The following is a 12648-nucleotide window of genomic DNA, read 5'->3' as shown; positions in this document are numbered from 1 at the left end:
AAATTACAAAGGAGGGAAAAGGGTGAAATGTCGAATTGATGAAATCGCAACGCTCCAGCAAGGGCAATTACTGACGCGGATTAGGGAAGTAGATAACACGAACGCGCCTGGGTACATTGTCTATTCTGGAAAGCACTTTTCAGTAGACTCTTTTCAGCCCAATTTGGATGATGGGAAGCATGATAAAGTCATCCGTACTGAAGCGGAAGTGATGCTTGTCGAAGCGGGGATGCTTCTGATCAGTCTGATGACAAACAAGGCCGTGGTTGTCAGCGAAAAGCATGCTGGACACTTGCTGACATCCAATTATATTCGAATCGTTTATGATGGCAACAAAATAGATCCCGATTACTTCTGCTACATCTACAATGAATCGGATACGATCAGGAAGCAAATTGCCATGAATGAACAAGGGGCAAGTCTTGTATCCCGCTTAAACCTTCAACAATTGCGCAAGTTTGAACTGCCATGCCCCTATTTGGCAGAGCAACAACGAGTGGGGGCCATCTACCGTCTGCAGCAAAAAAGAGAACTATTGCAGCTGAAAAAAATCAAGTTAGAAAAATTAGCCGTACACGCATTACTAAATACATACCTACAAGGGAGAAACTAAAATGAGTACATCAGTAAAACAAAAAGTGCAACAAGCAGAATTACATAAAAAACTTTGGGCAATCGCCAACGATTTACGTGGGACAATGGATGCCAGCGAGTTTCGCAATTATATTTTAGGTTTGATTTTCTACCGTTACCTTTCCGAAAAAACAGAGCAACGTGTTGCCAAACTTTTGGAAGAGGACCTCATCAGTTATGAAGAGGCATGGAAGGATCCAGAGTACCAAGAGGGACTGAAGGAAGAACTAATAGCGCAAATCGGGTACGTAATCGAACCGCATGACCTGTATTCCGCGCTAATTAAGGAAATTGAGAAAGGCGAACAAGGTAATTTCGATGTGGAAGTACTTGAGAAAGCCATCAACAAGATAGAAGAATCTACATTGGGACACGATAGCCAAGAAGATTTCACTCACTTGTTCGATGATATGGATCTCTCTTCATCGCGTTTGGGTAATTCTGTCAAAGCCCGTTCCAGCCTGATATCCAAGGTTATGATTAATTTGAACTCATTAGATTTTATGCATGATGATGCGGAAATCGATGTGCTGGGTGACGCCTACGAATACTTAATCGGACAATTTGCAGCGAATGCTGGTAAAAAAGCGGGAGAGTTTTATACACCTCAACAAGTTTCCAAGATTCTGGCAAAAATTGTGACAGGAGACAAAACTGACCTTAAAAATGTCTATGACCCGACTTGTGGATCTGGTTCATTGCTGCTTCGAATCGGTAAGGAAGCAAATGTTCGCCACTATTATGGACAAGAACTAAACAGTACTACTTACAACTTGGCGCGTATGAATATGCTACTGCATGAGGTATCTTTCCATGATTTTGATATTGAAATCGGGGATACATTGGAAAATCCGCAATTTGATGGCATGCGTTTTGAAGCTGTTGTGGCCAACCCACCATACAGTGCAAAATGGAGTGCAGATGCGAAGTTTTTGGATGATGAGCGTTTCAGTAACTATGGCAAACTAGCACCGAAATCGAAAGCGGACTTTGCTTTTGTTCAGCATATGATCTATCACCTAGATGACAACGGTACAATGGCAGTAGTTTTACCGCATGGTGTCCTATTCCGTGGCGCTGCAGAAGGGATTATCCGACAATATCTCATTGAAGAAAAGAATTACTTAGACGCAATCATCGGATTACCGGCTAATGTGTTTTACGGAACTAGCATCCCAACTTGTATTTTGGTGTTCAAGAAATGCCGCCAAGACGACAATACCGTTCTCTTCATCGATGCTTCCAACGAATTTGAGAAGGCCAAGAATCAAAATAACCTGACCGACGGAAACGTGGAAAAGATCGTAGCTACCTACAAAAACAGGGAAGCAATCGACAAATACAGCTATGTAGCGACTCTAGATGAAATCAAGGAGAACGACTACAACCTGAACATCCCACGTTACGTGGACACATTCGAAGAAGAAGAACCAATCTCACTTGAGGAAGTTGCAACCGCAATCCAACAGACACAAAAAGAAATCATTCAAGCAGAGAAAGAATTATTTGCGCTGTTCGGAGAATTGCATGGTACGAATGAAGAAGCAGAACGAGAATTACAGAATGCGCTCGCGAAATTGATGAATGTTGGTGATGGAAATGAGTAACAAAATGAAAAAAAATCCTTCCATTCGCTTTAACGGTTTTACTGACGCTTGGGAACAGCGTAAGTGGTCTGAGACTGTTGATATTTCTACAGAAATGGTTAATCCAAAAACGGGGGAATATGATAGTCTACCGCATATAGGCCCTGGTAATATAGAATCATTTACGGGGAGAATTCTAGGTAATGTTAAGAGTGTCAAAGAAGATAATTTGATTAGTGGGAAGTTCCATTTTTATCCTGGAGACGTTATTTATGGAAAAATTAATCCTCAGCTTGGGAAGTACGCTATGGTTGATTTTGAAGGATTAGCTAGTGCAGATTCTTACGTTTTAAATACAAAGAATGGTGTATCCCAAACATTTTTATTCACCATTATTCAAGGCTCCTCTTTTTACAAATATTCTGTCTCTGTATCTATGAGAACAGGTATGCCTAAAATCAACCGAGATGAGTTAAATCAGTATAGTTATTCTGCACCATCTGTAGTGGAACAAGAGAAAATCGGCATCTTCTTCAAACAATTAGACAACACTATCGCTCTTCATCAGCGACAACTGGTTAACTACAAAGAACTAAAGAATGTCATGCAGCAAAAAATCTTCAGCCAAGAGCTCCGATTCAAAGATGAAGATGGGAATGATTATTCGGAGTGGGATATAGTTAGTCTAGGGATGGTAGCTTCAGTGCTTAATGGATATGCGTTTAAAAGTAATGAATATAATCCAGACGGAAAATATAAAGTATTAACCATTTCAAATGTAACCGGACAACGTTATGCTAATACTTCAGAAACAAACAAGATGAATACGTTACCTCCAAATATACAAAGTCATCAACTACTTGAAAAAGGAGACATATTAATTTCCTTAACTGGTAATGTTGGTAGGGTTTCTATGGTTAATGATGAGAACTGTGTATTGAACCAAAGGGTAGGTCTTTTGAAATTGGAAAGTGAGAAAGTGAATCATGAATTTATTTATCAGTATTTAAAAAATGGTCTTTTCGAAGCAAAGATGATTCAATCTGGACAAGGTGCTGCCCAAGCAAATATCTCAAAAGGGGATCTTGAGGAGTATGCTGTGTTACTGCCATGTAAAAAGGAACAACAAAAAATCTCTAATTTCTTGTATAAGCTGGAAGAAAAGATTATCACGATTGAGATAAAAATTTTGAAATTAAAAGAACTGAAAAAAGGATTTATACAACAGATGTTTGTATAAATTACTGAATCGGTTAAATTGGAAAGAATATGGTGCATTTGAAATGAAAGATAATTTAAAGTGTAGGATAGGAAAAATATTGGAAAGGTACAAAATTTGGTTGGGCTGGTCGTTTATTAGTATCCTTATTATTGTGGGCTTTCCTTTTATTATGGATAAGCTTATAGTGGGAAATGATGTGCCTAGTAATATTAGTAATAGTGAATGGGTGTCTTTCTTAGGAAGTTATGTAGGGGCTATATTAGGTTCTATTGCGTCAGTTGCTGGGATTATAATTACCATTGAATATACAAAAAAAGAAACAAGCAAGGATAGAGAAATTGCAGAAGATAGACTGAGAGAAGATAGAAGACTATCCAAAGCGCCATTCATTATTGAAAGTTTCAAGAAAGATTATGATTCTAGTTTGACAAGCAGAGGTGAAATTTTAATAAAATGGTCCTTACCAGAGGAAGGAGGCACCTATGTAGAGGATATTGGCTATATTATTTTAACTAATATAGGTAACGGAGCTGTATTGAACCCCATAATTATTACTGCAGAAATTAAATCTAATAACAATCATAGTTTAGAAGGTACTTTTGTTGAATTTAATGCTGTTCCAATAACAAGATCAGTTTTAACAAATAACTCGTTAGTTATAGCTATTCGATTATCAAGTGCTTTATTTATTATGCGTAATATGTTAAATGAATTTACATTAACATTTACAATACAGTATTTTGACGTTATGAATTTTAGATATCGCCAAAAAATTAAAATGGAATTTTTCCCTGTTAAGGAGGGGGATCCGTTAATAACTGTAAGTGGTAACATATCAGAGCTTGACCGTCTAATAGAGTATAGGGCAAATGAGCGAACATTGGAGACATCCGACATTGAAATCACACCAAAATAATTGTCTTAAAATAATGACATTCTAAAATTGTATATACACTCCTGAATCAGAAGGAACGCAGAATGTAATTAAAAAAATATCATTATTTATGATACGCACATGTGTATCATAAATAATGATAAGACTGACTAAATCTGTTAACTAGGCTTTTTAAACAAAAAAATAATCAGTGATGAGGACTGAAGGAGAGCATCTTTCAGAACATCACTGATTTTTTCATTCCTCACTTAATTATTCAAAAACGTTGTCAAAGAGATAATCATATGTCCAACCAAGCGCCTATGAAAAAGGTAATGATGATCGGCACCGGAATGACAGCTGAGTTGATGCTCGTCGTCATAAAGGTTGTCTTTTTGTCTTGCTTGTTCATGAAGATACCAATATTTTTTAAGACATAAGGGAAAGTTAACAGGGACAATGCCACAAACCTTGGGAAGGTCCCAAATACGATCGACAGGATAATCGCGATGTAAGCGGCGTAATAAAAATATTTGAAGACAACGAGTGCTTTATCTATGCCGATATGATAAGGAAGCGTAAACCGACCATCTTCAATATCTTCTTCCAGATCACAAATGTTATTAGCTAATGAGATGGACATGACCGTAATCGAAGTTGGGATGGACGCTACGATGATCTGACCGACGGTTATCCAATCAAATTGAATGACGTCAAACGCGTTGATATAAACCATGGATGTAAAGATACCAACACCCATTGACAACCCAACGAAGAATTCACCGAATGGCGTACTATTGATGGGAAGAGGGCCCATGGTATAAAGTACTCCGATCAACATACCTCCAAAGCCGATATAGAACAAGATGAGGGATGTTTGAAGAACTAAAAATAAACCAATGATCAAAGCGACAATACCAGAAATCCAATAGGCTGAACGGACATTTTTAAGCGGGATATTTTCCTTGCCCACCACCATTTTTTGGGCATGGTCTGCATTTTTATTATCTGCGATGTAATAATCCAAGTAATTATCGCGGATATTAACAGCAATGTGAAAGAGAACGGCCGTAAGTAAGCCTAAGAGTGAAAAGCCCAAACGAAAAGAGTCATAATTGTACCAAGCGTACAAGACACCAATAAAGGCAGGAAAAAAACTGGTAGTGGTGGATTCCATTTGAGCAAGCAAGATATATTGTTTGAGTGTCATAATGATCTCCTTTTTAAAAATTACTTGTGAGAAGTGTTTTAGTTAATGAATACAATACGTCTTTTTCAGGATGACTTGGAAGCATCTCAATAGATGCTAAAGCTTTATCACTATATGTCTTTGCAATCTCGTGTGCGCGTGCGATGCAGTCATGTTCGTGCAGTAAAGAGACTAAAGTAGCCAAGTCACTGTCGGATAAGTGTTCCCCTTTTTTTAAAAGAGGAAGAAAGGCATCGCTTGTCTCCATGCCTAAAATGAGCGGAAGAGTATAAACCCCTTGTTTGACATCGTTTAAAATGGGCTTGGCCAGGCTTTCAGGTGTATGGGTGTAATCCATGATATCATCCAACATCTGGAAAGCGATACCGATGTTTTGGCCGATCGACCGACTTTTCTCAATAATTTCGGAGTCACATTGTCCAAAGTATGCACCCTGGTAACAACTTAATTCGAACAGTTGGGCTGTTTTCCCTTTAATGCTTTTCAAATAGTCTTCATAGGTGATATCGGTATTATAGGCATTTGTCATCTGATTCAGTTCGCCCAACAATACACGCTTCATCGATAGCGTATTCAACTTGATGATTTCGACGGAATCCGTCGCGTCCGCCAATAAATCAAAATACACCGAGAGCAATAAATCGCCTGTATAAACAGCAACATCTTTACCGTATTTGGACTGGACCGTTTCAATCCCGCGGCGCATTTTTGACTCATCTATGATGTCATCATGGATAAGAGTAGCGAGATGAAGCACCTCAGTAGACGCAGCGGCGGCGATGATATTTTTATGTGCATCCTGAGTGGCGTTGCCTAATCGTGAGAAAAGGAAAAAATAGGCAGGTCGAAGCAGTTTTCCTTTGTTCTTTACCAGATCAGTGACAGTTTTTTCAATTTCCTTATTTTCAATGGCTGTTTTTTCGATAATAAGGTCAAGACATTCCAGTAAAAGGGCTTGGATATTAGGGAAGTTATTCCACATGGGGTGAGTTTTAACCATACCGTTCTCCTTTATGAACCGTTGACACGCTGGTTCTGCTATTTTATTCTTTACGTATAATTGCTATCTCTGTGTAATCAGTATACTTGAGAAATCTTAAAGTCGTGAATAAAAACATTCCGCAAACTTTTTGAAGTTAGTATGAGAAGAGCGTGCAAATGAGCTAGGATTATTTCCAGACTACTATGTCATAATTGATATTGAAATAACAGAATTTATTATAAAGGCCGTTACTTGAAGTTCTTTTTTTGTGTTTGTTATACTGGTAGTAAAGATAACAAAACGTTGAAAGAAGGTGTTTCCATGTTCAGGTATACTCCTTTCATTTTCAAAATCACTTATTACATTACCTCCATGACACCAGCCATTATGTTGTTTACGCTGAAAGTCTTGTATCAGGATTTTTCGAACAAAGATTATGGGCATGATTTGGTTGTCGTCACCGTCTTTGCGATGCTGGCTATTGTTAGCTTGATGGCAATAGGGCTCTTGTCTAGTATTAAGAAGGACTATAGAGCAGGACATTACTACTCTCAAAATCTTTACGACACGCGAACTTTTTCAAATGAGAATATTGCGGCTGTCAATGGGGACCCCGTTTCGTTTTTGATTTCGAATATAACGTCGGTATTTTTAATTCAAGGGGAAATAATCCCCTCCATCCTTGCTTACATAGCGATTAATCTGATTATTTTCATGATGATGATGAATACTTTCAATATCCATCCCAATATATTTTTTATAGTGGCAGGTATTGATATTGTGAAGACCAAGGAGAATCAATTTCTGATTAACTTGAATACAGGAGATAAGGATAGTTCAACCATTCAAAGATTTACGAAGGAGGAACAAGGACGTCTGCATGTGGTGGGCAATCTGGATGAGGATTAATTTTTCCGCTTGAAATCCGCAAAAAAACACGCTAAGCAAATTGCTTAACGTGTTTTTTTTATCCTTCAATACCTTTTGCATCCAGCACGAGAACCGTATCCCCTTCGCGGATTTTGGTATCGCCATTAGGGACAATTAAGTCGTTATCATCTCTTAAAACCAGAACAATGAGGAATTCATGATCTAAATGGATATTTTTAATTTCTTTGTTTACCCAACTATTGTAGTCATTGATGCGGAATTCTAAAAGATCCGTTCCGACTACGTCAAAATACGAGCGTCCGGCCATTACGACAATATCGCCTACTTTGAGTTGGACATTACCCTTTGGAACGATGGTCTCACCTTGACGAAGAATTTTTGCGATAATAAAATCAAAAGCCAGGTTAATATCCCGTATATAAGCGTCCGCTAAATCGCTGTCAGCCTTTATTTTAGTTGCTAAGAAGCCCATATCACTCTTATCCTGTAAAGAGTTGAAATTACGTAAGGAAGCATCTTCCGGGTCAACCATATCACTTTTCTTGGAAAGAACCGGCAGTAACCCCCCTTGAATGAGTGATGACAATAAGCAAATGTCAAAAACAATATGATAGAGATCGTTCATATTTGGAGTATCGGAATTCACCACACTAATGGCAAAGGCGATGGCAGCAGCACCCCTTAAACCGGCAAAAGCTATCACGGCCAGCTGATTTTTTTTCATTTTGAACGGGAGCATGAGACCATAAACAGAAGCGGGGCGCGCGATAATGGTCATGAATAACATAATGACAAACGCGGTGGGCATCATCGCAAAGATTGAACCAGGATCTGATAACAAACCAAGCAAGAAAAACAGGCCGATTTGTGCCAAATTTGTAAAACTATCAAAGAAGAAAACGACCTCACGTTTCCCTATAAACTCCTTGTTTCCGATATAAATCCCAAAAATATAAACAGCTAGATAGCCATTACCGCCCATCTGGTTAGTGAATTCATAAGTGAATAAAGCTGCGGCGGCTAAAAGAATAACCTCCATTCCTTCATTTGATTTCAGATAATCTAACAAACGGATAAATAGCCAACCCAACACGAAACCAAGGGCCAGTCCCAACCCAACTTGTAAAAGGATGAGGATTGAAACATTTACACGTTGGCCTTGTAACAACGTTACAAAAAGAACAACCATGGTGTAGGCAGTGGGGTCGTTAGAGCCAGACTCGAGCTCCAACAAGGAGTCCGTGTTGTACTTTAATTTCAAATGGCGGGATACTAAAACATCCGAGACGCTCGCATAATCAGTAGAACCAACAATGGAACCAAGTAACAACGCTTCTAACAGCGAAAAATCAAATACAAAGTATACAAAGAAACCAGTGATCAAGGCGGTGGAGATGGTCCCAAGGAAACTTAAAATGATGGCTTCCTTAGCGACAGGCTTAGACATTTTCCATTTCGTACCAAAACCACCATAAAAAATAATGAACATCAAGGCTAAGGAAGCGACTTGATTGGAAAAGGCATAATTTGTAAAGTCTGCACCAAAGAAATTAAAGGAAACGCCTAAAAGCATGAAAAGTAGTAATTGCGGTATCTTTAAATCATTAGCAAGCCGCATAGCTACCAAGGCTAAAATAAGTACAAGTGAAATTATGAGTATATAAATTGTCATCCCTCTTTCAATCAGATTATTTGTATCTTATATTATATCATACGAAAAGATGTTGGATTATTAAGGAATCATATGAAGCATTTTTTGAAAAGATATAGTAGGATTAACAGGTATGATGACATTTTTGGTGTTTAGAGGAGTGGGAAAATGATTCATTTAGTTGCCAATGAAGAACTTGAACTAAAATATAGAGAAAATTTTGGGGCGTAGACTTACCATATTCAAATTCCTGGTACGAAAGATTTAAAAGGGCAATGGGGAAGTATGAAAGTGAGCGGTACGTTGGATGATTATAAATTAGACAAACACAATTTGGCTCCAAGAACAGATGAAGATTATTTGATTTCAATCAATAAAGAAATTAGGAAAAGTCTGAACAAAAAACCAGGGGACAGGATTTTGGTCAACCTCTGGCTTGAAATATATTAAATAAGGTTTGTTTTTATTTGCGACGGGATATCCGGTAATTGGTCCCATCGAACACCTACTTGGGTGGTTCATATACAAGACCCTACAAAAGGAATCGCTTAAAGAGACCTTTTGTAGGGTCTTGTTTATTTTGAACCCTATACCATTGTTGAAAAGCACGGTATAAGGCTTGGCGTCATCGGAATTGCGGCTACCATCATTGACAAAACCATGCCCGCCCATTTTAGTGAAGGTTTGTATTTCACTTTGGGAAACGAAGAACTTCCGCATTATGTTAAAGAGCTCCAGGAAAAAGGCGTAGATTTAATAATTGTCCTCTCCCATCTCCGGCTTTCCCCAAGATGTCAAAATGATGCAGCAAGTGAAGGGGATAGATATTTGTTTGAGTGGGCACACCCACAATCGCCTCAAAGAACCTGTTAGGGTTGGGGATACGACGATTATTCAATCGGGTTCGCAAGGCTCTTTTATTGGGCAGATTGCGGTCACGCTGGAAGATGGGAAAGTGGCGGAGTTACAACATGAACTTCTGACGATTACCAAAATAGCGTCGTAAAGCCCCTTGCTTCAGCTATGGGGATATAAGACGTGCACTTATTCGTATTAAGTAGAGGTGTATAGTATAATTTGTGTATGGAGAATAGAAAATACAAATCAAACAATAACATCACTTATTCCTGTACCTACCATATCGTCTGGTGTCCCAAATATCGGCGAAAGGTCCTGGTTGGACCAATAGCGGCACGCTTAAAGGAGCTCATTGTGGAAACGTGTGCCGCCCTATCCGTCGAAATCCAGGAAATGGAAATCATGCCGGACCACGTTCATCTTCTTTTGGATGTGGACCCACAATTCGGGGTCCACAAAGCAGTGAAACGCATCAAGGGAGTTTCTTCCCGTGTGCTGAGGCAGGAATTCAAGGAACTGACAACGAAGCTCCCCACACTTTGGACGAACAGCTACTTCGTTTCCACCGTGGGTGGCGCACCGCTTGAAAGGATTAAGCAGTACATCCAAAGCCAAAAGACCTCACAACGCCAGTAAAGATGTTTCGTCATCAAGGAAGGAGGGGCACGCATGGCCAAAAGCAAAACACCTTCGTTCGTGGTAGAGCTACGGCTTGTCACGCACCAAAACGAATCGGCAGTCCTGGATAAGCGCTTTGGCATCGCAGAACGTCTGTACAACAAGACCTTGTTCCATGCGCGGACGCAGCTGGACGAGCTGTACAAGAACCGCCGCTACCGGAAAACACTGGTCGAACGCCGTATGGCCATTCAAGCGAAGGACAAAATGCGCGAGACGGCGTGCAACAAGGAGCTGCACGCCATCCAGAAGACCTTCGGCCTGACGGAGTACGCCCTGCACGCCTATATTGGGCGGATGCGCCTTGCGTACGGCAAGCACATCGATAGCTTCACCGCCCAGAAAATCGCCACTACAGTCTGGCAGAGCGTGTCCGCCCTCCTGTACGGAAAAGGCAAGCAGGTTCGCTTCAAGAAGTTCGGTCAATTAGAGTCCATGGAAGGCAAAAGCAACGGCTCAGGCATCCGCTTCAAGGGTGACCGTGTCGAGTGGAACGGGCTGGTCCTGCCCGTCAAAATCCGCGTCAACGACCTGTTCGTCCAGGAATCACTGGCCCAGCATCGGGTGAAGTATTGCCGCATCGTGCGCAAGGCATTCACGGGCGGTAACCGCTACTTCCTGCAACTGGTGCTGGAAGGCATCCCGCCCGTGAAACGCGTCAACAATACGGGCCATCCCCGTCGGAATCCGAGCCCGCCACAAGCAGTGGGCATGGACATCGGCACCTCCACCGTCGCGGTGGCAGGCGCGGACGGCGTCCTCCTGAAAGAGCTGTTCCCGGAAGGGAAAACCTATGATCGTGCGATTCGCCGGTTGAAGCGCCAACTCGACCGGAGCCGGCGGGCAACAAACCCCGCCAACTTCAACCCGGACGGCACCGTCAAGCGGGGCGGCACATTGACCTGGGTGCGGAGCAACCATTACCTGAACGCTGTTCCGCTTGAAGGACCGCTACCGCCGTCGGGCGGTGGCATTGAAAACAGCCCATAACAAGACCGCCAACACCATCCTCCAGATGGGCAACCAGCTCTACGTGGAGGACATGGACTTCAGGGCGCTGATGAAGCGGGCCCAGGAAACCACCCTCAACAAGGACGGGCGTTTCAACCGCAAGGGCCGCTACGGCAAGTCCATTGGCTACCATGCCCCCGGCATGCTGGTCGCCATCCTCAAGCAGAAGGCTCCCCAGGAGGGGGGCGCCCTGCACAAGGTGGACACATTCCAATTCCGTGCCAGCCAGTACAACCATGTGGACGATACGTATATCAAGAAGACACGCGATGAACGCACCACCCTCGTGGGCGACCAACGGGTCCAGCGCGACCTGTACAGTGCGTTTCTGCTGCAGAACAGCCAACCATCCCTGAAAGAAACCGACCGAACCAGCTGCACCGCTACCTTCGCGGCCTTCCTGACGCACCATGATACCTGTATCCAGACACTCTGCCGAGCGACACAACCCCAGTCCAGCAACTTCGGGCTGCGGGACTTTCAATTTGCATAAACAATAAACCAACCACAAATGGTTCAGCTGCGAGCCTTCAACGCCAATGGTGTCAACGGATACCTTGTTGAGAAAGTCACCGGGCTTTTGGGAATAGAACGGAGTTAGAAAAACGGCGTTACCTCCACGAAGTGATTCATGGGAACGCCGCCAGTACGGTCCGTGACGTCCCAACCGCCCTGGGAACCCCCTGGATTTATCCATGGGGAGCAGTCAGCGATAAGATTATCAATCGAGTAACGCTCACATACCCATCATATAGGGGGAGGCAACATGACTATGAAATTTAATCCGAGTAACCCGATTATCCAGCTCTGCATGCGAGGGATGGCCCTGGAAGAAGATGGCAACCGCGCTGCTGCAATGGCGACTTTATACGGAGCCTGGGACCAAGCAACGAATGACTTTGAAAAGTTTATTACTGCCTATCATTTCGGGATAAGGCAGAAAAATACCGCTGATAAGCTAGAATGGCTAGAAAAGTCCCTGGCCTTTGCGCGAAAAATAAATGACGATAACGTCAAGAGTGCATATCCGACATTATATTTTGCGATTGCCG

General features: G+C 41.7%; 13 protein-coding genes. 10 read left to right on the top strand and 3 right to left on the bottom strand.

Features of this window, described 5'->3' with window-relative positions; all coding sequences use genetic code 11:
* Positions 1–22 precede the first annotated feature (22 nt).
* Genes ACTU7M_RS01945 through ACTU7M_RS01930 form a run of 4 tightly spaced genes read left to right on the top strand, consistent with a single transcriptional unit; the run spans position 23 to position 4357 of the window.
* Positions 23–613, top strand: a complete 591-nt coding sequence (locus ACTU7M_RS01945) for a hypothetical protein (RefSeq protein ID WP_443472688.1) — start codon at positions 23–25, stop codon at positions 611–613.
* Position 614: 1 nt separating this feature from the next.
* Positions 615–2240: a type I restriction-modification system subunit M gene (locus ACTU7M_RS01940; RefSeq protein WP_443472687.1), complete on the top strand. Its 1626-nt coding sequence runs from the start codon at positions 615–617 to the stop codon at positions 2238–2240.
* A gap of 4 nt (positions 2241–2244) precedes the next feature.
* Positions 2245–3459, top strand: a complete 1215-nt coding sequence (locus ACTU7M_RS01935) for a restriction endonuclease subunit S (protein ID WP_443472686.1) — start codon at positions 2245–2247, stop codon at positions 3457–3459.
* 43 nt (positions 3460–3502) lie between these two features.
* Entirely contained in the window at positions 3503–4357 is an 855-nt protein-coding gene (locus tag ACTU7M_RS01930; protein WP_443472685.1) for a hypothetical protein, read from the top strand.
* Between the two features lie 259 nt (positions 4358–4616).
* Here the strand turns inward: ACTU7M_RS01930 and ACTU7M_RS01925 are convergent, their stop codons facing one another.
* Together ACTU7M_RS01925 and ACTU7M_RS01920 are read right to left on the bottom strand one after the other, a co-directional pair.
* Complete coding sequence (locus ACTU7M_RS01925; protein WP_443472684.1) at positions 4617–5525, bottom strand: prenyltransferase; 909 nt, start codon at positions 5523–5525, stop codon at positions 4617–4619.
* A gap of 13 nt (positions 5526–5538) precedes the next feature.
* Positions 5539–6525, bottom strand: coding sequence for a polyprenyl synthetase family protein (locus ACTU7M_RS01920; protein ID WP_443472683.1), 987 nt, complete (start codon positions 6523–6525; stop codon positions 5539–5541).
* Between the two features lie 303 nt (positions 6526–6828).
* Here ACTU7M_RS01920 and ACTU7M_RS01915 point away from each other — a divergent pair, with 303 nt between their 5' ends.
* Positions 6829–7416 carry a hypothetical protein gene (locus ACTU7M_RS01915; protein WP_443472682.1) on the top strand — a complete coding sequence of 196 codons (588 nt, stop codon included), beginning with the start codon at positions 6829–6831 and terminating at the stop codon, positions 7414–7416.
* Positions 7417–7474: 58 nt separating this feature from the next.
* On the opposite strand, the gene ACTU7M_RS01910 is transcribed toward ACTU7M_RS01915, so the two are convergent.
* The gene (locus ACTU7M_RS01910; RefSeq protein WP_443472681.1) at positions 7475–9070 is read right to left on the bottom strand and encodes a potassium/proton antiporter; all 1596 of its coding nucleotides are present in this window, start codon (positions 9068–9070) and stop codon (positions 7475–7477) included.
* Positions 9071–9289: 219 nt separating this feature from the next.
* Here ACTU7M_RS01910 and ACTU7M_RS01905 point away from each other — a divergent pair, with 219 nt between their 5' ends.
* The 5 genes from ACTU7M_RS01905 (at position 9290) to ACTU7M_RS01885 (ending at position 12089) form a co-directional block, all read left to right on the top strand.
* The gene (locus ACTU7M_RS01905; protein ID WP_443472813.1) at positions 9290–9499 is read left to right on the top strand and encodes a DUF1905 domain-containing protein; all 210 of its coding nucleotides are present in this window, start codon (positions 9290–9292) and stop codon (positions 9497–9499) included.
* A 352-nt stretch (positions 9500–9851) separates the two neighbouring features.
* Positions 9852–10055, top strand: a complete 204-nt coding sequence (locus ACTU7M_RS01900; RefSeq protein ID WP_443472680.1) for a hypothetical protein — start codon at positions 9852–9854, stop codon at positions 10053–10055.
* A 77-nt stretch (positions 10056–10132) separates the two neighbouring features.
* Entirely contained in the window at positions 10133–10543 is a 411-nt protein-coding gene (tnpA, locus tag ACTU7M_RS01895) for an IS200/IS605 family transposase (RefSeq protein ID WP_443472679.1), read from the top strand.
* 33 nt (positions 10544–10576) lie between these two features.
* On the top strand, positions 10577–11575 hold the full coding sequence (locus ACTU7M_RS01890) for a hypothetical protein (protein WP_443472678.1): 999 nt from the start codon (positions 10577–10579) through the stop codon (positions 11573–11575).
* On the top strand, positions 11559–12089 hold the full coding sequence (locus ACTU7M_RS01885; RefSeq protein WP_443472677.1) for a hypothetical protein: 531 nt from the start codon (positions 11559–11561) through the stop codon (positions 12087–12089). Before ACTU7M_RS01890 ends, ACTU7M_RS01885 begins: the two co-directional genes overlap by 17 nt.
* The last annotated feature ends 559 nt before the right edge of the window (positions 12090–12648 follow it).

The organism is Jeotgalibaca sp. A122 (genome assembly GCF_052266715.1).
GTDB lineage: Bacteria > Bacillota > Bacilli > Lactobacillales > Aerococcaceae > Jeotgalibaca.
The sequence above is the reverse complement of the archived record's forward strand: the minus strand, read 5'-3'. Positions and strand labels throughout refer to the sequence as shown.

Excerpts from the sequence above, each read along its gene's own strand:
- ACTU7M_RS01890 (WP_443472678.1), top strand. The coding sequence starts at position 10,577 with ATGGCCAAAAGCAAAACACCTTCGTTCGTGGTAGAGCTACGGCTTGTC.
- ACTU7M_RS01900 (WP_443472680.1), top strand. The coding sequence starts at position 9,852 with ATGCAGCAAGTGAAGGGGATAGATATTTGTTTGAGTGGGCACACCCAC.
- ACTU7M_RS01915 (WP_443472682.1), top strand. The coding sequence starts at position 6,829 with ATGTTCAGGTATACTCCTTTCATTTTCAAAATCACTTATTACATTACC.
- tnpA (WP_443472679.1), top strand. The coding sequence starts at position 10,133 with ATGGAGAATAGAAAATACAAATCAAACAATAACATCACTTATTCCTGT.
- ACTU7M_RS01920 (WP_443472683.1), bottom strand. The coding sequence starts at position 6,525 with ATGGTTAAAACTCACCCCATGTGGAATAACTTCCCTAATATCCAAGCC.
- ACTU7M_RS01925 (WP_443472684.1), bottom strand. The coding sequence starts at position 5,525 with ATGACACTCAAACAATATATCTTGCTTGCTCAAATGGAATCCACCACT.
- ACTU7M_RS01940 (WP_443472687.1), top strand. The coding sequence starts at position 615 with ATGAGTACATCAGTAAAACAAAAAGTGCAACAAGCAGAATTACATAAA.
- ACTU7M_RS01910 (WP_443472681.1), bottom strand. The coding sequence starts at position 9,070 with ATGACAATTTATATACTCATAATTTCACTTGTACTTATTTTAGCCTTG.
- ACTU7M_RS01930 (WP_443472685.1), top strand. The coding sequence starts at position 3,503 with ATGAAAGATAATTTAAAGTGTAGGATAGGAAAAATATTGGAAAGGTAC.
- ACTU7M_RS01935 (WP_443472686.1), top strand. The coding sequence starts at position 2,245 with ATGAAAAAAAATCCTTCCATTCGCTTTAACGGTTTTACTGACGCTTGG.